This is a genomic window from Bradyrhizobium sp. SZCCHNS3002 (assembly GCF_032377435.1).
Lineage (GTDB): Bacteria > Pseudomonadota > Alphaproteobacteria > Rhizobiales > Xanthobacteraceae > Bradyrhizobium.
Genome location: NZ_JAUHHY010000009.1, coordinates 308,129 through 328,641 on the forward strand (window position 1 = coordinate 308,129; position 20,513 = coordinate 328,641).

At 68.2% G+C, this 20,513-nt stretch carries 19 protein-coding genes; 17 read left to right on the forward strand and 2 right to left on the reverse strand.

Annotation, left to right across the window (positions count from 1 at the left end; translation table 11 throughout):
* Window positions 1-67 precede the first annotated feature (67 nt).
* The 7 genes from bchI (at window position 68) to QW845_RS20975 (ending at window position 7,788) form a co-directional block, all read left to right on the forward strand.
* On the forward strand, window positions 68-1,114 hold the full coding sequence (bchI, locus tag QW845_RS20945) for a magnesium chelatase ATPase subunit I (protein ID WP_315803428.1): 1,047 nt from the start codon (window positions 68-70) through the stop codon (window positions 1,112-1,114).
* Complete coding sequence (locus tag QW845_RS20950; protein WP_315803429.1) at window positions 1,111-2,853, forward strand: magnesium chelatase subunit D; 1,743 nt, start codon at window positions 1,111-1,113, stop codon at window positions 2,851-2,853. The genes bchI and QW845_RS20950 overlap by 4 nt, the downstream gene beginning before the upstream one ends.
* Before the next feature lie 138 nt (window positions 2,854-2,991).
* Window positions 2,992-3,960 (forward strand): alpha/beta hydrolase, encoded by a 969-nt coding sequence (locus QW845_RS20955; protein ID WP_315803430.1) that lies wholly within the window; start codon window positions 2,992-2,994, stop codon window positions 3,958-3,960.
* A gap of 33 nt (window positions 3,961-3,993) precedes the next feature.
* A complete protein-coding gene (gene bchO / locus QW845_RS20960) occupies window positions 3,994-4,899 on the forward strand; it encodes an alpha/beta fold hydrolase BchO (RefSeq protein WP_315803431.1) in 906 nt (301 codons plus the stop codon).
* A 52-nt stretch (window positions 4,900-4,951) separates the two neighbouring features.
* Window positions 4,952-6,490 carry a phytoene desaturase gene (locus QW845_RS20965; protein ID WP_315803432.1) on the forward strand — a complete coding sequence of 513 codons (1,539 nt, stop codon included), beginning with the start codon at window positions 4,952-4,954 and terminating at the stop codon, window positions 6,488-6,490.
* Entirely contained in the window at window positions 6,487-7,527 is a 1,041-nt protein-coding gene (locus QW845_RS20970; protein ID WP_315803433.1) for a phytoene/squalene synthase family protein, read from the forward strand. Before QW845_RS20965 ends, QW845_RS20970 begins: the two co-directional genes overlap by 4 nt.
* A gap of 117 nt (window positions 7,528-7,644) precedes the next feature.
* On the forward strand, window positions 7,645-7,788 hold the full coding sequence (locus QW845_RS20975) for a hypothetical protein (RefSeq protein WP_315803434.1): 144 nt from the start codon (window positions 7,645-7,647) through the stop codon (window positions 7,786-7,788).
* A gap of 781 nt (window positions 7,789-8,569) precedes the next feature.
* Here QW845_RS20975 and QW845_RS20980 read toward each other — a convergent pair.
* Together QW845_RS20980 and crtD are read right to left on the reverse strand one after the other, a co-directional pair.
* Window positions 8,570-9,409 carry a hydratase gene (locus tag QW845_RS20980; RefSeq protein ID WP_315803435.1) on the reverse strand — a complete coding sequence of 280 codons (840 nt, stop codon included), beginning with the start codon at window positions 9,407-9,409 and terminating at the stop codon, window positions 8,570-8,572.
* Window positions 9,410-9,429: 20 nt separating this feature from the next.
* On the reverse strand, window positions 9,430-10,959 hold the full coding sequence (crtD, locus tag QW845_RS20985) for a 1-hydroxycarotenoid 3,4-desaturase CrtD (protein WP_315803436.1): 1,530 nt from the start codon (window positions 10,957-10,959) through the stop codon (window positions 9,430-9,432).
* A 121-nt stretch (window positions 10,960-11,080) separates the two neighbouring features.
* Between crtD and QW845_RS20990 the strand changes: the two genes are divergently transcribed.
* The 10 genes from QW845_RS20990 (at window position 11,081) to pufL (ending at window position 20,509) form a co-directional block, all read left to right on the forward strand.
* Window positions 11,081-11,950 carry a polyprenyl synthetase family protein gene (locus QW845_RS20990; RefSeq protein ID WP_315803437.1) on the forward strand — a complete coding sequence of 290 codons (870 nt, stop codon included), beginning with the start codon at window positions 11,081-11,083 and terminating at the stop codon, window positions 11,948-11,950.
* 527 nt (window positions 11,951-12,477) lie between these two features.
* Window positions 12,478-13,620, forward strand: a complete 1,143-nt coding sequence (locus tag QW845_RS20995; protein ID WP_315803438.1) for a methyltransferase — start codon at window positions 12,478-12,480, stop codon at window positions 13,618-13,620.
* 89 nt (window positions 13,621-13,709) lie between these two features.
* Entirely contained in the window at window positions 13,710-14,651 is a 942-nt protein-coding gene (bchC, locus tag QW845_RS21000) for a chlorophyll synthesis pathway protein BchC (RefSeq protein WP_315803439.1), read from the forward strand.
* Window positions 14,648-15,658 carry a chlorophyllide a reductase iron protein subunit X gene (locus QW845_RS21005; RefSeq protein WP_315803440.1) on the forward strand — a complete coding sequence of 337 codons (1,011 nt, stop codon included), beginning with the start codon at window positions 14,648-14,650 and terminating at the stop codon, window positions 15,656-15,658. The genes bchC and QW845_RS21005 overlap by 4 nt, the downstream gene beginning before the upstream one ends.
* Before the next feature lie 31 nt (window positions 15,659-15,689).
* A complete protein-coding gene (gene bchY, locus QW845_RS21010) occupies window positions 15,690-17,240 on the forward strand; it encodes a chlorophyllide a reductase subunit Y (protein ID WP_315803441.1) in 1,551 nt (516 codons plus the stop codon).
* Entirely contained in the window at window positions 17,240-18,691 is a 1,452-nt protein-coding gene (bchZ, locus tag QW845_RS21015) for a chlorophyllide a reductase subunit Z (RefSeq protein ID WP_315803442.1), read from the forward strand. The genes bchY and bchZ overlap by 1 nt, the downstream gene beginning before the upstream one ends.
* 29 nt (window positions 18,692-18,720) lie before the next feature.
* Complete coding sequence (locus QW845_RS21020; protein WP_315803443.1) at window positions 18,721-18,948, forward strand: hypothetical protein; 228 nt, start codon at window positions 18,721-18,723, stop codon at window positions 18,946-18,948.
* Between the two features lie 150 nt (window positions 18,949-19,098).
* Window positions 19,099-19,329, forward strand: coding sequence for a light-harvesting antenna LH1, beta subunit (pufB, locus tag QW845_RS21025; RefSeq protein WP_315803444.1), 231 nt, complete (start codon window positions 19,099-19,101; stop codon window positions 19,327-19,329).
* Between the two features lie 16 nt (window positions 19,330-19,345).
* Window positions 19,346-19,534, forward strand: a complete 189-nt coding sequence (gene pufA / locus QW845_RS21030; RefSeq protein ID WP_315803445.1) for a light-harvesting antenna LH1, alpha subunit — start codon at window positions 19,346-19,348, stop codon at window positions 19,532-19,534.
* A gap of 129 nt (window positions 19,535-19,663) precedes the next feature.
* A complete protein-coding gene (gene pufL / locus QW845_RS21035; protein WP_315803446.1) occupies window positions 19,664-20,509 on the forward strand; it encodes a photosynthetic reaction center subunit L in 846 nt (281 codons plus the stop codon).
* The last annotated feature ends 4 nt before the right edge of the window (window positions 20,510-20,513 follow it).

A 20,513-nucleotide genomic window follows, 5' to 3' on the forward strand; every position in this document is an offset into this window, starting at 1 on the left:
AGCGGCCCCTGATTGTGGTCTCATGCTGGCAACGCGGCGGGAACGCGTCGCGGCGCAGGGGACGCTCATGGGAATCGCCTTTCCGTTCTCGGCCATCGTCGGCCAGGACGAGATGAAGCTGGCGCTGATGATCGCTGCCGTCGATCCGAAGGTTGGCGGCGTGCTGGCCTTTGGCGATCGCGGCGCCGGAAAATCCACCGCGGTGCGCGCGCTCGCCGCGCTCTTGCCGCCGATGAGCGCCGTGATCGGCTGTCCCTATCAATGCGATCCCGCCGATGTCGCCGCGCAATGCGCCGAGTGCCGTGCGCGCTCCAAGCCGGGCGCCAAGGGTAGGAAGCCGCCCGCGTTGAAGGCGCATGAGGTGCCGGTGCCGGTGATCGATCTGCCGCTCGGCGCCACCGAGGATCGCGTCGTCGGCGCGCTCGATCTGGAGCGCGCCTTGGCGCATGGCGAGAAATCGTTCGAACCCGGGCTGCTCGCGCGCGCCAATCGCGGCTTTCTCTATATCGACGAGGTCAATCTGCTGGAGGATCATCTCGTCGATCTCCTGCTCGACGTCGCCGCCTCCGGCGAGAACGTCGTCGAGCGCGATGGCCTCAGCATCCGCCATCCGGCGCGCGTGGTGCTGGTCGGCACCGGTAATCCGGAGGAGGGCGAGTTGCGGCCGCAACTGCTCGATCGCTTCGGTCTCTCGGTCGAGGTCAAGACGCCCGCTGATCTGCCGACACGGATCGAAGTGATCAAGCGGCGTGACGCGTTCGAGACAAATCCCACGGCGTTCGTCGCGCATTGGGAGAAGGAGGAGGCCAAGCAGCGCAAGCGCATCCTGGCCGCGCGCGAGCACATCGGCTCGGTGAAAGTCGCCGATCGCGAGCTGGAGCAGGCGGCGCGGCTGTGCATGGCGCTCGGCACCGATGGCCTGCGCGGCGAGCTCACCTTGATGCGTGCGGCGCGCGCCGCGGCGGCGCTGGACGGCGTTAAGGCGGTCGATGACGGCCATCTCAAGACGGTGGCGCCGATGGCGCTGCGGCACCGCCTCAGGCGCAATCCGCTCGACGATTCCGGCTCGTCGGTGCGCGTCGAGCGCGCGCTCAATGAGCTGTTCGCATCGTGAGCGACGGCGCCGCGATCTGGGCCGATGCGATGATCGCGGCCGCGCTGGTGGCGATCGATCCGCCGGCCGCGTCGGTGCTGTTGCGTGCGGGCGCGGGACCGGTGCGCGATCAGTGGCTCGATCTGTTGCACGAATTGATGCCGTCGTCGACGCCTTTGCGCAAGCTGCCGCCGTCGATCTCCGACGATCGCCTGCTTGGCGGCATCGATCTTGCCGCGACCTTGCAGGCGGGGCGGCCGGTGCTGCAACGTGGGCTGCTCGCCGATGCCGATGGCGGCGGGCTGATCGCCGTGATGGCCGAGCGCATGTCGCAGTCGACGGTCGCACATCTCTGTGTTGCCCTCGACACCGGGGCTATCAGCATCGAGCGCGATGGCATGTCGCTGCGCGCGCCGGCTCGGCTCGGACTGATTGCGCTCGACGAGGGCATCGGTGATGAGCGCGTGTCGCCTGCCTTGGCCGACCGCCTGGCCTGCCATCTCGATCTCAGCAAAGTTGCGCGCGTCGATCTCGGCGAGAGCCTGTTCGACTCGTCCGACATCGCAGCAGCGCGTGCGCTGCTGCCGCAGGTCCGTTTGCCGGACGAGGCGATCGCGGCGCTGACGACGACGGCCTGTGCGCTCGGCATCGACTCGCTGCGCGCGCCGTTGCTCGCCTGTCGCGTCGCGCGCATCGCAGCGGCGCTTGATGGCAAGGTCGAAGTCGCAGACTCGCACGTCGCCTGCGCCGCGCGGCTGGTGCTGGCGCCGCGCGCCACCCGGCTGCCTGCAGCGGATGACGAGACCGAGAACAGCGAGGCGCCGGAGCCCGAGAATGAGTCGGCCGAGAGTGAGGACGACGACCGCAGCGAGAACGGTCCGCTCGAGGATCGCGTGCTCGAAGCGGCGCAGGCGGCCATTCCACTCGACCTGCTGAAGCGGCTGCAGGAGGAACGCGCGACCCGCGTCCGCAGCAGCAGCGTCAGCAAGCAGGGCACCGCTCAGAAGGCGCCGAAGCGCGGCCGTCCGATCGGCGCGCGACGCGGCGAATGGCGCGCCGGGGCGCGGCTCAACGTGCTCGAGACCTTGCGCGCGGCAGCGCCGTGGCAGCCGCTGCGGCGGCGGACGCAACGTTCCGCCAAGAGCGGCCGGCTGATCGTGCACAAGGACGACATTCGCATCACCCGCTTCAAGCAGCGCTCGGGCACCACGACGATCTTCGTCGTCGATGCCTCCGGCTCCTCGGCCTTGCAGCGGCTTGCGGAAGTGAAGGGCGCCGTCGAGCTGCTGCTGGCCGAATGCTACATTCGCCGCGACGAGGTCGCGCTGATCGCGTTCCGCGGCAGGAGCGCGGAGCTCCTGCTGCCGCCGACGCGCTCGCTGACGCGCGCCAAGCGCAGTCTCGCGGCGCTGCCCGGCGGCGGCGGCACGCCGCTGTCCGCGGCGATCTTCGCCGCGACCGAGCTCGCGCTCGCCGTGAAGGCCAAGGGCCAGGCGCCGACCATCGTGCTGATGACCGACGGCCGGGCCAATGTCGCGCGCGATGGCGGCGGCCGCAGCGAGGCCGAGGCGGAGGCGCTGGTCGCTGCGAAGCAGCTCGCGCTGACCGGCATTCCGGTCGTGCTGGTCGATTCCTCGCCTCGCCCGCAGGACAAGGCTGCGCAGCTCGCCGGTGCGATGCAGGCGCGCTACGTCGCGCTGCCTCATGCCGATGCCGCGCGGTTGTCGCAGGCCGTCATGGCGCAAGCCGGCCGCGGCTGACGGCGCTGGAACCGGTGGGCGTCAAGCGGCGTTCCCAACGGTGACTGACAAGAGGTTCGGTCATCGCTATGATCGTCCCGGTCGGTCGGCAGTGGTGGACTCTGCTATCCGCAGGAAAAAGCCAGAGAGGAGCACGCCATGGAGGTCGCCTCGACCACACAGACTGATCATGCGTCTGCTCCGGGTGTGGTCGCGATGCCCCCGCCGTTGCCCGCGCCGCGCTTCGAACTGGCGGATGCGCGCGTCGGACGCATCACCTGCTATGGCGACGGCCCAGCCGCCCCGGCGGAGCAGCGGCCGCTGCTCTTGATCCACAGCGTCAACGCCGCGGCGATGGCCTACGAGATGAAGCCGCTGTTCGAGCATTATCGCACGACGCGTCCCGTCTATGCGCTCGACCTGCCGGGTTTCGGCCTGTCCGATCGTGCCGACCGCATCTATACGCCGCGCATCATGACCGATGCCATCCTGCTGGCCGCGAACGAAATTCGCCGCCGTCATGGCGACGTCGCGATCGACGCCATGGCGCTGTCGCTCGGCTGCGAGTTCGCCGCGCGCGCCGGCACCGAGGCGCCGAACCTGTTTCGCACCTTGGCGCTGCTCAGTCCGACCGGCTTCGACCGCCGCGCCGAGGCCGCTGCCAAGAAGGCCGGCAACAAGGACACGACCCGCGCCATGCCATGGGTCCGCAACATCCTCAACGTCCCCCTGTGGAAGCACGGATTCTTCACCCTGCTGACCTCGCGCGCCAGCATTCGTTTTTTCCTGCAGAAGACCTTTGGTCGCAAGGACATCGACGAGGGCCTTTTGGAATACGACTACATCACCACGCACCAGCCCGGCGCCGAGAACGCGCCGTATTCGTTCGTCTCCGGCTATCTGTTCAGCACCAATGCCGTGAAGCTCTACCAGGCACTGGCGATGCCGGTCTGGATGGTGCATGGCGTGCGCGGCGATTTCGTCGACTATCACGGCAAGCACGCCGTCGAGGCTCTGCCCAACTGGCGGATCGAGGTGATGCAGACCGGGGCGATGCCGCATTTCGAACAGCTTGATAAAGTCGTCGCCAGCTACGATGATTTCCTGACGCGCGCGGCCGATCGTTGACGGTGCCGGCGGCGTCCAACCGCGTGGGCCGGCATGAGCGACAAGCCGAACTGGATCGTCGACGGCAGCGACTGGCCCAACCGGGCGGCCAGCCGCTTCGTCGAGGCCGCGGGCCTGCGCTGGCACGTTCAGATCATGGGCGAGGGGCCGGTCGCGCTGCTCGCCCACGGCACCGGAGCCGCGACCCATTCCTGGCGCGATCTCGCGCCGCTGCTGGCCAGGCACTTCACCGTCGTCGCGCCGGATCTCTCCGGCCACGGCTTCACCTCCACGCCGCATTGGCGGCGGCTGTCGCTCGACGGCATGTCGCGCGATCTCGCTGGTCTCTGCGAGAAGCTTGCGATCGCGCCTGAAATCGCGATCGGCCATTCCGCGGGCGCGGCGATCCTGACCCGCATGACGCTCGATGGCCTGATCACGCCGAAGCTGATCGTCAGCCTCAACGGCGCCTATCTGCCGTTCGGCGGCGCGGCCGCGCAGTTCCTGTCGCCGCTCGCCAAGATGATGGCGCTCAATCCGCTGGTGCCGCGGCTGTTCGCCTGGCGGGGCCGCGATCCGGCGGCGGTGCATCGGCTGCTGAAGGGGACCGGCTCGACGATCGACGCGACAGGCGAGCGGCTGTATCGGCGGCTGGTCGGCAGCCCCGGCCATGTCGGCGCCGCGCTCGAAATGATGGCGAACTGGGACCTGCATCCGCTTGGGCGCGAGCTGCCGCGGTTGAAGACCGCGCTGCTCCTGGTCGCGGCCGCGCATGACCGTGCCATTCCGCCAGACGTCGCGCGTCGCGTCCAGCAATCGGTGCCTCAGGCGCAGCTCGAACTCATTGATGGCCTTGGTCATTTGGCCCATGAGGAGCAGCCGGCGAGGATTGCGGGCCTGATCGTCAACGCCGCCGAGCGCGCCGGCGTGCTCGCAGTGCAGCAGGAAATGTCAAATTAGATTGACATTTTTTGGCTGGCGGAAGCGTCAATTTCAATTTACGCTTTCGCCCATGCTCGACGTCTCCACCATCAAGGCCGCTGTCCCGGCTGCGCTCGGAGACCGGCCGCATGCGGTCGTGATCGGCTCCGGCTTCGGCGGCCTCGCCGCAGCGGTCCGGCTCGGTGCGCGCGGCTATCGCGTCACCGTCTACGAGCAGCTCGACGTGCCCGGCGGCCGCGCCTACGTGCATCGCCAGGACGGCTTCACCTTCGATGCCGGCCCGACCATCGTCACCGCGCCGTTCCTGTTCGAGGAGCTATGGCAGCTGTGCGGTCGGAGGATGTCCGACGACGTCACGCTCAAGCCGATCTCGCCGTTCTATCGCATCCGGTTCGACGACGGCACCGTGTTCGACTGCTCGGGCGACCCGGCCGAGATGCGCGCCGAGGTGGCGCGGCTGTCGCCCGGCGACGTCGACGGCTACGAGCGCTTCATGAAGGCGAGCGAGGCGATCTTCAGAAAGGGCTTCGAGGAGCTTGGCGACGTGCCGTTCCTGTCGTTCATGGACATGGCCAAGATCGCGCCGGCGATGATCAAGCTGCAGAGCTTTCGCTCGGTCTATGGCCTCGTCTCGCACTATGTCCGCGACGAGCGGCTGCGCATCATCCTCAGCTTCCATCCGCTGCTGATCGGCGGCAACCCGTTCACGACCACGTCGATCTACTGCCTGATCGCCTATCTCGAGCGGCGCTGGGGCGTGCACTTTGCGATGGGGGGCACCGGCGCGCTCGTCGAGGGACTCGTCGACCTGATCGAGGGGCAGGGCGGTGCGGTGCGCTGTTCGACCCCCGTCGCGGAGATCACGACCAGGAACGGCGCCGCCACCGGCGTGCGACTCGCCTCCGGCGAGACGATCGCGGCGGACGTCGTGGTGTCCAATGGCTGCGCGGCCTGGACCTACAAGCATCTGCTGCCGAGCGTGCCGCGCCGGCGCTGGACCGATGCGCGCATCGACCGTGCGCGCTATTCGATGAGCCTGTTCGTCTGGTATTTCGGCACGAAGCGCCGCTACGACGACGTTCAGCATCACACCATCCTGCTCGGCCCGCGCTATCGCGAGCTGCTCGACGACATCTTCCGCCGCAAGGTCCTGGCGGATGATTTCAGCCTCTATCTGCACCGGCCGACCGCCACCGATCCGTCGCTGGCGCCCGATGGCTGCGATGCCTTCTACGTGCTGTCGCCGGTGCCGCATCAGCAGAGCGGCATCGACTGGTCGCCGACGGCCGAGCCGTTCCGCAAGCGGATCGAGACCGCGCTGAGCGACACGCTGCTGCCGGATCTTGCCGGCGAGATCGTCACGTCGCGGCTGCTGACGCCGGATGATTTCGAGCATCGCCTGTCGTCCTATCGCGGCGCGGCGTTCGGGCTCGAGCCGGTGCTGATGCAGAGCGCCTGGTTCCGGCCGCACAACAAGAGCGAAGAGGTCGAGCGGCTCTATCTGGTCGGCGCGGGCACCCATCCAGGCGCCGGCCTGCCGGGCGTGCTGTCCTCGGCGCGTGTGCTCGATGATCTCGTGCCCGCGCCGCATGAGCTGGAGCGGCGATGAGCTGGCAAACGGACATTGCGATCTGTCGGCGGATGTTGCGGGGCGGATCGAAGACGTTCTTTGCCGCCTCGAAAGTGCTGCCCCGCGCGGTGGGCGATCCCGCCGTCGCGCTCTACGCGTTCTGCCGCGAGGCCGATGACGCGATCGACGGGCCCGGCCGCCGCGTCGACGCCGTCGAGCTGCTGCACGAACGGCTCGACCGGATCTATGATGGCACGCCGGACGACAGTCCCGTCGATCGCGCGCTGGCCGGCGTCGTGGCGCATTTCACGATTCCGCGCGCGCTGCCGGAGGCGCTGCTCGAAGGTCTCGCCTGGGACGCCCAGGGCCGCCGCTATGAGACCCTGAGCGACGTGCTCGCCTATGCCGTGCGCGTCGCCGGCACGGTCGGCGTGATGATGTCGCTCTTGATGAACCGGCGTGAGGCCGGGACGATCGGACGCGCCTGCGACCTCGGCATCGCCATGCAGCTCACCAACATTGCCCGCGATGTCGGCGAGGACGCGCGCGCTGGCCGGCTCTATCTGCCGCGGCAATGGCTGCGCGAGGCGGGCCTCGATATCGAGACCTGGCGTGCCGCGCCGTTCTTCGACGACCGCATCGGCCGGGTCACCGCGCGACTGCTCGCAGTCGCCGACGTGTTCTATGCGCGCGCTTCCGCAGGCATCGCCGATCTGCCGTGGAGTTGCCGGCCCGGCATCCATGCGGCGCGGCTGATCTATGCCGAGATCGGCCGCGAGGTCGCACGTGCCGAATTCGATTCGCTGTCGCGGCGCGCATTCGTCTCGATGCCGCGCAAGCTGCAGCTTCTCGGCAAGGCCGCGGTGATGTCGCTGCTGCAGGAGCAGCCGTCGCTGGCGCCGCCGCGGCCGGAGGCGCGCATTTTGATCGAGGCGGTCGTCGCGGCGGATGCGCAGCGCCCGCACGCGATCGCGCCGCCGCGCCGGACTGTTCACGATCGCGCGCTGTGGGTGCTCGACCTGTTCGAGCGCCTGGAGCGACGCGATCAGTTGTTGCGCTCGGGGCGGTCGTCGTAGCGAGGCGAGGTCGTCGGCATGACGGTAAGGCGGCCGGCGCGGATTGCAGCGCTCGGAAAGTCGCGCGTGAGACGCTCAGATGCAGAAGGCCAAGGTCAGACCCGCGAGTGACGCGCCATGAGCGAGATGGGGGGCCTGCTCGAATTCGTCGTCGTCGCGATGTGCATCGCCGGCTGGCTCGTGCTCGAATGGCAGGGCCGCCGCCTCGACCGCCAGCGCGCCGAGCGCGAGGCCAGGGAGCGCGAAGCGGAGAAGCGGTAGGGTGGGGGAGGCGGATTCACGTCTCAAACAGCGATCGACATAGCTTCGCGTTCTCGCGGCAGATGTTGCCCGAGCTTTGCGATCAGGTCGTCCCTCGCGAGAGTGCAGAGGGCGCAGGGAATGCCGGGTGAAGGCCCCACCCATGGCCCGCCTGCAGAAAAAATGCAGGCGGCAGGTACCACAGGCAAAGCCGGTTCAACCGGCATTCCCTGCGCGACGGTCTTCACGCTTATACGCAGTCTCCCTGGTGCGCCGGGCTTGTTGGCCACCATCACCACGCGGCACATCAGCGCCATCGCGGCTTGATACCAGCGTCGGGGTATCAGGACGCTGCGATTTCACGTCCGCAAGCTGCCGTTCGTCCGCGCATCCGAAGACACGCTGCGGCAACATCGCGGCCATCGCATCCCCACCTCGCGTGTCGTGACGATCGCGCGCTACGCCCCTCTGCGGTGAGGCGGGATGCGCGGAGATAATCATGATTCACGAAAAATCGCAAGAGATTTATTTTTATCGGAAGTCGGCGCCATGTTCTCAGTCGTCGTCCCGGCGAACGCCGGGACCCATACCCCCAGGGAGCGGTTTGAGGCAGGCTGGCTATTGGCATTTTGCCCATCATTAAGGCCGCGGCGTATGGATCCCGGATCGGCGCTGTGACGCGCTGGAGCGCGTCACGGCTTGTCCGGGACGACACCTGTTGGTTTGTCGCGAAAGCACACGCCCTGGGGCGAAGCGTTTGCGTTCTTATCGGCCTCTTGATCAACCTCGTCCTCTCCGGCCCTCACCACCGCGGCATCCGGAACGGCAGCATGGCCTGCACGATCGGCATCTGGAAGCGGTCGAGCGACAGGCTCTCATGCATCACCGCGACATCCTCGCCGTGCAGACGGGCGGCGAGATGGGAGCGCGCGTAGAACGGGGCGTCCTCCAGCGTGCTCACGACGCGCACCGGTGCGTCGGCGTCGGCGCGGGCGCTGCGGTCGACGCGCCACAGCGTCTTGCGCAAAGGCGCCTCCGTGAGCGGCTTGATCGATTCCAGACGGCCCGCGGGGTCGACGTGCAGCGCGAGCGACGTATCGGCGCCGTCGCGCGCGACCGTGTCATAGGAGATCACGGTGCCGGTGCGCGTCGCCGCGCGCGACCATTGCCAGCTCTGGAAGTCGCGCTCCAGCGGCGCGTCGCCATGGTTGATGTCGAAATAGCCGTCGCCGCGCCAGTGCAGATCCGGATGATCGAAATCGACCGACACGCGGCAGCATGGCGCGATCGGCTGCCAGCGGTGGCGTCCCTCGGTATCGAGCGTGAACGCGATCTCGTTCAGCGCCGTCGGCACGACGCGGACGCGACCGCGCAGCGGCAGCGGCCAGGGCACGCTGACCTCGCTGATCTCGATGGTGAGCTCGCGGCCGTTCCAGGCGAGGCTGCTCGGACCGAGCCCGAGGCTCGCAGGCTCGCGCGTGATTGCGCCGCGTCCGCGCTCGGTCATGGCCCAGCGCCGCGCGCGCGCGCCATAGAGCGCAACGTTGAGCGCACAGTGATTTTCGGGATCAGCCGCTCCCCGCCGCCGCACCCACGCGTAGTACGGCGAGAACACGCTGCCGACGAAGGCGATGAGCGTCATGCCGAAGCGGCCGTCATCGCTCAGCGCGTCGACATACCACCACGCATAGCCGTGGTCCGGGACAATGCGGTCGAAGCGAGGTCCGCGGTCGCCCGTGCAGCGGCCATCCGGCCCGACAGCGCCGCCATCGGCACGCCCGGTCCCGGATGCGCGCTGCCCCCCGCCACGTAGAGCCCCGGCAGCCTGGTCGGAGCGCCCGGCCGCTGGAACGATGCCATCCAGCCGTGCGAGCTGCGGCCGTACAGCGCGCCCCCCGTGCCCGGAAACATCCGGTTGAAGTCCGTCGGCGTTGTCACGCGGGTCAATTCCGGCGTCGTCGCGATGCTGAGGCCGCAGCGCTGCAACAGGTCGAAGGTCTGGCGGGCACATTGGCTGATCTCCGAGGGAGCGAAGCGATGATGATCACCTGACGCGGGCGCGTTGATCAGGACGAACAGCGGCTCGTTGCCGCCGGCCTCGCGCGGCTGGTCGTCGCGATCCTGCGCGCAGACATAGATGGTGGGCTCGGCCGGCATCGCGCGGCGGTCGATCAGCTGATCGAACTCGGCGCGGTAGTCGCGCGAGAAGAACACGTTGTGCCGCACCAGCGGAAAGCCGTCGGCCCGCGCGAGGCAGCTCCAGGTCATCGCCGAGAGCGAGCGCGCGGACTGCGGGATCGCCGGCAGCGCGCGCGCGGCGTCCGCGCCAAACAGCCCCTGCGCCAGCGCGGCGACATCGGCCGTCGCAATCACCGCGTCGGCGGTGATCTGCTCACCGGTCGCGAGCCGTACGCCCGCGGCGCGACTGGCGCTCGTAACGATGCCGGCGACCTCGGCGTCATAGCGGATGCTGACGCCGTGGCGCCGCGCCAGCGCCGCGAGGCACGCGGCGAGCTCATGCATGCCGCCGTCGATCAGCCAGACGCCGGCCTGCTCGACATGGGCGACCAGCATCAGCGTCGCCGGCGCATGGAAGGGCGACGAGCCGCAATAGGTCGCGTAGCGGCCGAACAACTGCTGCAGTCGGGCATCGCGGAAATAGCCCCCGAGCGCCTTCCACAGCGTCTGGAACGGACGGATCGCGGTGAGATCGCGGAAGCCGGCATTGCGCAGCAGATGCGTCATGCTCGGCGCCGGGGTGCGGATGAAGGGATCCCTGAGCACCTCGAAGATGCGGCGAGCATCGCGGCAGAACGCGCGATAGCCCTCGGCCTCGCTGCGCCCGGCGAAATGGCCGATGGCATCGGCCGATCGCTCCTCATCGGCGAACAGATCGAGCCGGCTGCGGTCGGTCCAGGCGTGGCGGGCGAGGATGTCGAGCGGCGTCAACGTGAGATGATCCTCGAGCGCCGTGCCGAGCTCCGCGAACAGTTCGTCGAACACCCAGCGCATCGTGAACACGGTCGGCCCGGAATCGATGCGCGCAGGTCCGATCGCGATCTGCCGCATCTTGCCGCCGGGTCCGGCGGCGCGCTCCAGCACGGTCACGGCAGCGCCGCGCGCGGCGAGGGTGAGCGCGGCGCTGAGGCCGGCGATGCCGGCGCCAACCACGATCACGCGGTGATCGGCCATCGCTTGTGCTCCTGTCCGCCCGCTCTGACGCAGGAAATGTCTAGCATGATTTACATTGTGGGTGTAAGTTGAAATTTACATAGGCGAGGACCGGCATGGCCTCGCGGCAGGGGAGGCTGGCATGGACGTGATGGCCCGGATCGAGAAATCCCTCGTCACAGCGGTCGCCCTGGCCGATCGGCCCGGATGCCCGCCGCGCCTCTCGGCCGCCATGCAGGCCGCGGTGTTTCCCAAGGGGGCGCGGGTTCGTCCGCGGCTCTGTCATGCGGTGGCCAGCGCCTGCGGCGACGACGAGCCGGCCGCGACCGATGCGGCGGGATCCGCGATCGAGCTGCTGCACTGCGCCTCGCTGGTGCATGACGATCTGCCGTGCTTCGACAACGCGGCGCTACGACGCGGGCGGCCCTCGGTGCATGCCGCGTTCGGCGAGCCGCTCGCGGTGCTCGCGGGCGATGCGCTGATCGTGCTCGCCTTCCAGACGCTCGCCAAGTCGCGCTGCTCGCCGCTGCGGCTGGCGCAGCTGATCGCGACCATCGGCGATGCCGTCGGCGTGCCGCATGGCATCTCGGCTGGACAAGCCTGGGAATGCGAGCCGCAGATCGATCTGTCGCGCTATCACCGCTCCAAGACCGGCGCGCTGTTTGCGGCGGCCACCGTGTCGGGTGCTGCTGCGGCAGGGCATGAGAATCCGGAAGCGTGGCGCACGCTCGGCGAGACCATTGGCGAGGCCTATCAGGTCGCCGACGACATCCGCGATGCCGCCAGCGATGAAGAGGAGGCGGGCAAGCCCGTCGGCCAGGACGCCGCGCATGGCCGGCCCAACGCTGTACTGATCTATGGGCTCACCGGCGCCGTCAGCTATCTGCACGATCTCGTCGCCGACGGCATCCGCACCATGCCGCCCTGCGCCCACGCGCACGAGCTGCGCATGCTCATGGAGCAGGAAGCCAAGCGCCTGGTGCCGCGCCGCCTGGCGGCGTCGGCGGCGTGATGTTTCGGCCGCGTTGAATGGCAACGCTCGCGCCGCGCGCACAGTGCCCACCCTCCCCTGGAGGGGGAGGGGCGCCGAGCATGCGCGCAGCGGCATGCGCGGCGGGGTGGGGTGACGGACTGTCCGCGCCTGTGGTGCTGATGGCTTCGCGGGCGCCGGTGCCGGCAAACCTGATGTTGCCTCGACCCATCCTCACCTGTTTCCGGGCTCACCCCACCCCACCGCGCGCGTTGCGCGCGGTGACCCTCCCCCTTCAGGGGAGGGCAATCGCATGTGGAAATTCCGGGCTGTCGCGACGAACGATCCTGCAAGTTAGTTACTCCGTCATGCCCGGGCTTGTCCCGGGCATCCACGTCGCTCTCAGCATGCCGGCCGACGTGGATGGCCGGGACAAGCCCGGCCATGACGACGTGGAGAGAGACGAGCACAAAACGGCGATCGCCACATGCGATTGCCCTGTCCTCCAGGGGAGGGTGGGCAGTGGTGCGCGTCGATGCGCTATTGCCCGCCGACTGGAGCATTGATCCGTGTCGACCGTCGTCCGCCACGACACTCCGCCCCCGATCAGCCTCATTGATCGCTGGCGCGGCTGGCGCGACGCGCTGCTCGCGAGTGCGGCGTTCCAGCGCTGGGCGTCGGCGTTTCCGTTGACGCGGCCGATTGCGCGCAGGCGGGCGGCGGAGCTGTTCGACCTGTGCGCAGGGTTCGTCTATTCGCAGACGCTGGCGGCTTGCGTGCAGCTCGATCTGTTCGAGACGTTGCGCGCCGGGCCGTGCGATCTCGCGGCGCTGGCGTCGCGCGCGGTGGTGCCCGAGGCCGCGATGGAGAGCTTGTGCGAGGCGGCGTCCGCGCTTCAGCTGCTCGAGCGCCGCGGTGCGTGCTACGGGCTCGGGCCGCTCGGCGCGGCGCTGCTCGGCAATCCCGGCATCGCCGCCATGGTTCGACATCACGCCGCGCTGTATGCCGATCTCACCGATCCCGTGGCGCTGCTGCGCGGACAGGACCGCGAGCGCCGGCTCGCGCAGTACTGGCCGTATGCGCTGGACAAGACCGGCGATGCGCTGACACGCGACAGCGTCGCGCCCTACACGGCGCTGATGGCGGCGTCGCAGCCGATGATCGCGGACGTCGTCCTCGCAGCCTATCCCTTGAGTGGCCACCGTTGCCTGCTCGATGTCGGCGGTGGCGACGGCAGCTTCCTGACCGCCGCCGCGCGGGCTGCGCCGCAGCTGCAGCTCAAGCTGTTCGATCTGCCGGAGGTCGCCGCGATCGCGCAGGAGCGTCTCGCCAAGGCCGGGCTGGCCGATCGCGTCACGATCACGGCCGGCAGCTTCTACGACGATGCGCTCCCGACCGGCGCGGACGTGATCTCGCTGATTCGGGTCGTGCACGATCACGACGACGAGGCCGTGGCGCGGTTGCTCGCGAAGCTGCGCGCCGCGCTGCCTGACGATGGCGTGCTGCTGCTGGGCGAGCCGATGCGCGAGGCGACCGGCGGCAGCGACGGCGTCAGCGCCTATTTCGAGATCTATCTCCGCGCGATGGGGCAGGGACGCCCGCGCAGCGCAGGCCGTTTGCGCGAGCTGCTCCACGCGGCAGGTTTTTCGCAGGTGCGAGTGCTTCGCACCCGGCTCCCGCTGATCGCCAGCGTAATTGTCGCGAAAGACTGACACTCAAACTGTAAATATATATTGACACTCCCCGCAGTCGGACTAACCTCACATCCGTAACTGAGCGGGCGTCGCCGGGGAGTTGGGCTATGGACGCGATCGCCGTCGTACTGGGGAGGCCGAGGGAGTTGTCGCTGCAACAGCTGCAGCTGGCGGATGCCCCGGACTGCCTGACCGTCGACATCGAATGGAGCGCGATCAGCACCGGCACCGAGCGGCTGCTGTACGAGGGACGGATGCCGTCCTTCCCGGGCATGGGCTATCCGCTCGTACCGGGCTACGAGGCGGTGGGCCGCGTCGCGCGCGCCGCGCCAAACTCCGGTTTTCGCAAGGGCGAGCGCGTGTTCGTGCCGGGCGCGGCGCGCTGCTTCGGCGAGGTCAGGAGCCTGTTTGGCGCCGCCGCCTCGCGTCTCAACGTTCCCGCACAGCGCCTTGTTGCGATCGATGAGACGACGGGCCAGCGCGGCGTGCTGCTGGCACTGGCGGCCACCGCCTATCATGCATTGCAGATCGGTGGTGACGGCCAGGCCGAATGCGTCGTCGGCCATGGCGTGCTCGGCCGTCTGCTGGCGCGGCTGATCGTGGCGATGGGCGGCGATCCGCCCGTGGTGTGGGAAAGCAATCCGGAGCGCGCCGTTGGTGCGACGGGCTATCGCGTCATCGATCCCTCAGAGGACAGCAGACCCGACTATCGGCTGATCTTCGATGCCAGCGGCGATGCCGGCCTGCTCGACAGCCTCATTGCTCGCCTGGCGCCACGTGGCGAGATCATCCTCGCCGGCTTCTACAGCGCGCCGCTCTCCTTCTCCTACCCGCCGGCCTTCATGCGCGAGGCGGCGATCCGCGTCGCCGCCGAATGGACGCACGAGGATCTGCTCGCGGTGCGCAATCTCATCGACACCGGTCGGCTGTCGCTGGACGGGCTGATCACGCACCACGCCGACGCCTTGTCCGCGGAGAGTGCCTACCAGACCGCGTTCGACGATCCCTCATGTCTCAAGATGGTCCTGGACTGGAGAGCTGCCGCATGAACGCCCCGACCAAGATCACCGCCAATCTTGCCGCGATGACGGATGCCTTGCGTGCCGAGGCCGCGATCGAGCCGGATGCGCCGGTGACGGCTGCGCCGAAGAAGGCCACGCAGATCATCGCGATCTACGGCAAGGGCGGCATCGGCAAGAGCTTCACGCTCGCCAACCTGTCCTACATGATGGCGCAGCAGGGCAAGAAGGTGCTGCTGATCGGCTGCGATCCGAAGAGCGACACCACCTCGCTGCTGTTCGGCGGCCGGGCCTGCCCGACCATCCTCGAGACCTCGTCGAAGAAGAAGCTCGCCGGCGAGGAGGTCAAGATCGGCGACGTCTGCTTCAAGCGCGACGGCGTGTTCGCGATGGAGCTCGGCGGGCCCGAGGTCGGCCGCGGCTGCGGCGGACGCGGCATCATCCATGGCTTCGAGCTGATCGAGAAGCTCGGCTTCCACGATTGGGGCTTCGACTATGTGCTGCTGGACTTCCTCGGCGACGTCGTCTGCGGCGGCTTCGGCCTGCCGATCGCGCGCGACATGTGCCAGAAGGTGATCATCGTCGGCTCCAACGACCTGCAGTCGCTCTACGTCGCCAACAATGTCTGCTCGGCGGTCGAGTATTTCCGCAAGCTCGGTGGCAATGTCGGCGTCGCCGGCATCGTCATCAACAAGGACGACGGCACCGGCGAGGCTGCGGCGTTCGCGGAAGCCGCCGGCATTCCGGTGCTGGCCTCGATCCCGGCCGACGACGACATCCGCCGCAAGAGCGCGAGCTATCAGATCATCGGCCGCCCCGGCACGCCCTGGGCGGCGCTGTTTGAGCACCTCGCCCAGAACGTCGCCGAGGCGCCGCCGCGGCATCCGCATCCGCTGACGCATGACGGTCTTCTCGGGCTGTTCAAGGCCTCGGAGGTCGGGCGCGACGTGGTGCTGGAGCAGGCGACGCTCGAGGACATGTGCGGCAGCACCGCAGTGGCCAAGCCGTCGCTCGAAGTGATCTACGACAGCGTGTGATGGGATCGGTCGGCGAGCGGAATGTAATGCAATGAGCGATCCTGTGGTCCATCAGGCAATCAGCGCGCAGAGCGGCGCAGCGGCAGCTCTTCTGCCGGCGCAGCCCGAGGCGCTCGGCTGCCACGCCGGCAAGGCCGAGCTCAAGCGTGCGGCCGATGCCGCCGGCAAGAGCGAGGTGCTGGCGCGCTACGCGGCCGACTATCCGGCCGGGCCGCACGACCAGCCGCAGAGCATGTGCCCGGCGTTCGGCTCGCTGCGCGTGGGCCTGCGCATGCGGCGCACCGCGACGGTGCTGTCGGGCTCGGCCTGCTGCGTTTATGGCCTCACCTTCACATCGCACTTCTACGGCGCGCGGCGCAGCGTCGGCTACGTCCCGTTCAATTCCGAGACGCTGGTCACCGGCAAGCTGTTCGAGGACATCCGCGAGGCCGTGTTCAAGCTGGCGGACCCCGCCAACTACGACTGCGTCGTCATCATCAATCTCTGCGTGCCCACCGCGTCGGGCGTGCCGCTGCAGATTCTCCCGAAGGAGATCAACGGCGTCCGCGTCATCGGCATCGACGTGCCCGGGTTTGGCGTGCCGACCCATGCCGAGGCCAAGGACGTGCTCGCCGGCGCGATGCTGAGCTACGCGCGCCGCGAGGCGGAGCAGGGTCCGGTGCAGGCGCCACGCGTGCCGCGCGGCGATCGGCCGACCATCGCGCTGCTAGGTGAGATGTTTCCGGCCGATCCCGTCGGCATCGGCATGATGCTGGCGCCGCTTGGTCTCGCCGCGGGTCCCGCGGTGCCGACGCGCGAATGGCGCGAGCTGTATGGCGCGTTGGACTGCGCGGCCGTGGCGGCGATCCATCCGTTCTACACGGCCTCGATCCGTGAGTTCGAGGCGGCGGGCCGCCCGATCATCGGCTCGGCGCCGGTCGGCTGGGATGGCACGGCGGAGTGGCTGGAGGCCGTTGGCGCGGTCTGCGGCGTCGGGCGCGCGCAGATCGATGCGGCCAAGAACGCGGTGCTGCCGGCGATCCGCGGCGCGCTTACGGCGACTCCGATCCGCGGCCGGATCACGCTGTCGGGCTATGAGGGATCGGAGCTGCTGGTCGGGCGTCTGCTGGTCGAGAGCGGCGCCGACCTGCGCTATGTCGGCACGGCCTGTCCGCGCACGCGCTGGTCGGAGGCCGACTGTGCCTGGCTCGAGAGCCGCGGCGTGCGCGTGCAGTACCGCGCCTCGCTGGAGCAGGATCTCGCGGCGGTCGATGAGTTCGCGCCGGATCTTGCGATCGGCACCACGCCGATCGTGCAGAAAGCCAAGGCGCGCGCGATCCCGTCGCTCTACTTCACCAATCTCATTTCGGCGCGGCCGCTGTTCGGCGTCTCCGGCGCCGGCTCGCTGGCCCAGGTCGTCAATGCGGCCATTGCCGGCAAGGCGCGTTTCGACGAAATGCGCGACTTCTTCGAAGGTGTCGGTGAGGGCGACACCGCGGGCGTGTGGCAGGGCACCCCTGTCGCGCGTCCCGACTTCCGCGACAAGTACCGCAGGACGGTCGCGGCGCAGGCGAAGGCGCGCAAGTCCGAGGAGATGGTGTGATGCTGATCCTCGACCACGATCGCGCCGGCGGCTATTGGGGGGCGGTCTACGCGTTCACCGCGATCAAGGGCCTGCAGGTCATCATCGACGGCCCCGTGGGCTGCGAGAACCTGCCGGTGACCTCGGTGCTGCACTACACCGACGGCCTGCCGCCGCATGAGCTGCCGATCGTCGTGACGGGGTTAGGCGAGGACGAGCTCGGCCAGAAGGGCACCGAGCAGGCGATGAAGCGCGCCCGCGCCGCGCTCGATCCCGACCTGCCGGCGGTGGTCGTCACCGGCTCGATCGCCGAGATGATTGGCGGTGGCGTCACGCCCGAAGGCTCCAACATCAAGCGCTTCCTGCCGCGCACCATCGACGAGGACCAGTGGCAGAGCGCCAACCGCGCGTTGAGCTGGCTGTGGAGCGAATACGGCCCACGCCGGATTCCTGAGCGCAAGCCGCGCGCCGACGGCGAGAAGCCCAGGGTCAACATCATCGGTCCGATCTACGGCACCTTCAACATGCCGTCGGATGTCGCCGAGATCCGCCGCCTGGTCGAAGGCATCGGCGCCGAGATCAACATGGTGTTCCCGCTCGGCAGCCACCTCGCCGACGTGCCGAAGCTGGTCAATGCCGATGTCAACATCTGCATGTACCGCGAGTTCGGTCGCCTGCTGTGCGAGACGCTGGAGCGGCCTTATCTGCAGGCGCCGATCGGGCTGCATTCGACGACGAAATTCCTGCGCTCGCTGGGCGAGATGCTCGGCCTCGATCCCGAGCCGTTCATCACCCGGGAGAAGCATACGACGATCAAGCCGCTGTGGGATCTGTGGCGCTCGGTGACGCAGGACTTCTTCGGCACCGCGAGCTTCGGCATCGTCGCCTCGGAGACGTACGCGCGCGGCCTGCGCAACTTCCTGGAGACCGAGCTCGGGCTGCCGTGCAGCTTCGCCATCTCGCGCTGTGCCGGCGCCAAGACCGACAATGATGCGATCCGCAAGCAGATCCACGAGCGGCCGCCGCTGGTGCTGTTCGGCAGCTATAACGAACGCATGTATGCGGCGGAAGCCGGCAACCGGTCGGTCTACATCCCGGCCTCGTTCCCGGGCACGGTGATCCGGCGCCACACCGGCACGCCGTTCATGGGCTATGCGGGGGCGACCTACGTCGTGCAGGAGGTCTGCAACGCGCTGTTCGATGCGCTGTTCAACATCCTGCCGCTCGCAACCCAGCTCGACCAGATCGCAGCGACGCCGGCGCGGCTCGAGCGTGAGCTGCCATGGGATGACGGGGCCAAGCTCGCGCTCGACCAGATCATCGAGACCCAGCCGGTGCTGGTGCGGATCTCGGCGGCCAAGCGGCTGCGCGACGCCGCCGAGCGCGGTGCGCGCCAGGCTGGACTCGACAAGGTGACGGAGGACGTTCTCGCGCATGCGCGGTCGCAGCTCGCAACGGGCCAGGCCGCGTAGGCACGGGGATAGCGGAGAGGGAGAGGACGATGTCGTTATACGAACGCATGGATCGTGACGTCGCGCCGAGATCGCGCGAGCGCATCGACTATCTCCTGGTCTACGCGATGTGCTTCGCCGTGCTGATGGTCGAGGGCGTGCTGCGCCGGATCGGCTCCATCATCACCGGCCACCGGCCGGCGCCGCTCGGCGCGATCGTCGGTGAAGCGAGGATCAAGGCCGCGAACTGCGCGACCTCGTCCTTCATGGGACTTTGAGTTCGAGAGCGGTCAGTGCGCTCTGCGGATTTGCAAGGAGTTCGTGCGGCTCGCCGCACGGATGTCATCCCGGCGACGGGATGACACTTCGACGCCGCTCATCTCGGTGGGCGGCATCCGGCCGAAAGGCCAACACCAGGAGGTACCACTATGGTGGACGTACCAAACAAGGGAGGCTCTCTGTCGGGGCTGACCGAAGCGGAGGCGAGGGAATTCCATAGCATCTTCATGACGAGCTTTGTGGTCTTCACGGCGGTTGCGATCGTCGCCCACATTCTCGCCTGGATGTGGCGTCCCTGGCTGCCCGGGCCGACTGGCTACAAGGCGGCGATGGATGGGGCAGCCCACTACGCCACTCTCGCGCTCTCCTACCTGACCTGATCGAAAGGAGAAAACTATGTGGCGCTTGTGGTTGTTGTTCGATCCCCGCAGGGTTCTCGTGGCTCTCGGCGTGTTCCTGTTCGGACTGGCATTGGTGATTCACTTCATCCTGCTCAGCACCAACCGGTTCAACTGGCTGGAGGGGCCGCGTGCAGCGAAGACGTCGTCGATCTCCGATCCGGCAACGCCGGTGAAGCTCAGCTAGCAGCTCGACGACCAGAGGGAAGCGGACGGGCGACGGCGGCAGACCCCGTTCGCCCGCTTCCCAAATCCTCTCGTCCAACGAATTCACGACACGTAGCATATCGCGCGACGGGCAGCGGAGGCAGGACCGATGGCAATGCTCAGCTTTGAACGAAAATACCGCGTCCGCGGCGGCACGTTGATCGGCGGCGACCTCTTCGATTTCTGGGTCGGACCGTTCTACGTCGGCTTCTTCGGCGTGACGACGATCTTCTTCACCTTCGTCGGCGTGGCGCTGATCCTCTACGCCACGGCGCTCGGACCGACGTGGAATCTCTGGCAGATCAGCATCAACCCGCCCGATGCCAAATACGGGCTGTCGTTCGCGCCCCTCACCGAGGGCGGCTTCTGGCAGCTCATCACGGTGTGTGCGCTCGGCGCCTTCGTCTCATGGGCGCTGCGCGAGGTCGAGATCTGCCGCAAGCTCGCGATCGGCTATCACGTGCCGTTCGCCTTCGGCTTTGCGATCTTCGCCTATTTCACGCTGGAGGTGATCCGTCCGGTGCTGATGGGCTCGTGGAGCTACGCCTTCCCCTATGGCATCATCACCCACCTCGATTGGGTATCGAACACCGGCTATCAGTTCGGCAACTTCCACTACAATCCCGCGCACATGATCGCGATCACGTTCTTCTTCACGACGTGTCTCGCGCTCGCGCTGCACGGCTCGCTGATCCTGTCGGCCGCCAACCCGGGCAAGGGCCAGGAGATGAAGTCGCCGGAGCATGAAAACACCATGTTCCGCGATCTCCTCGGCTACTCCATCGGCACGCTCGGCATCCATCGCCTCGGTCTGTTCCTGGCGCTGTCGGCGGTGTTCTTCAGCGCCGTCTGCATCGTCATCTCCGGTCCCGCCTGGCTGATGCCGGAAGGCAATGCCTGGTCGGACTGGTGGGACTGGTGGCGCCACGTCCCGATCTGGTCGCCGCCGCAATGAGTTC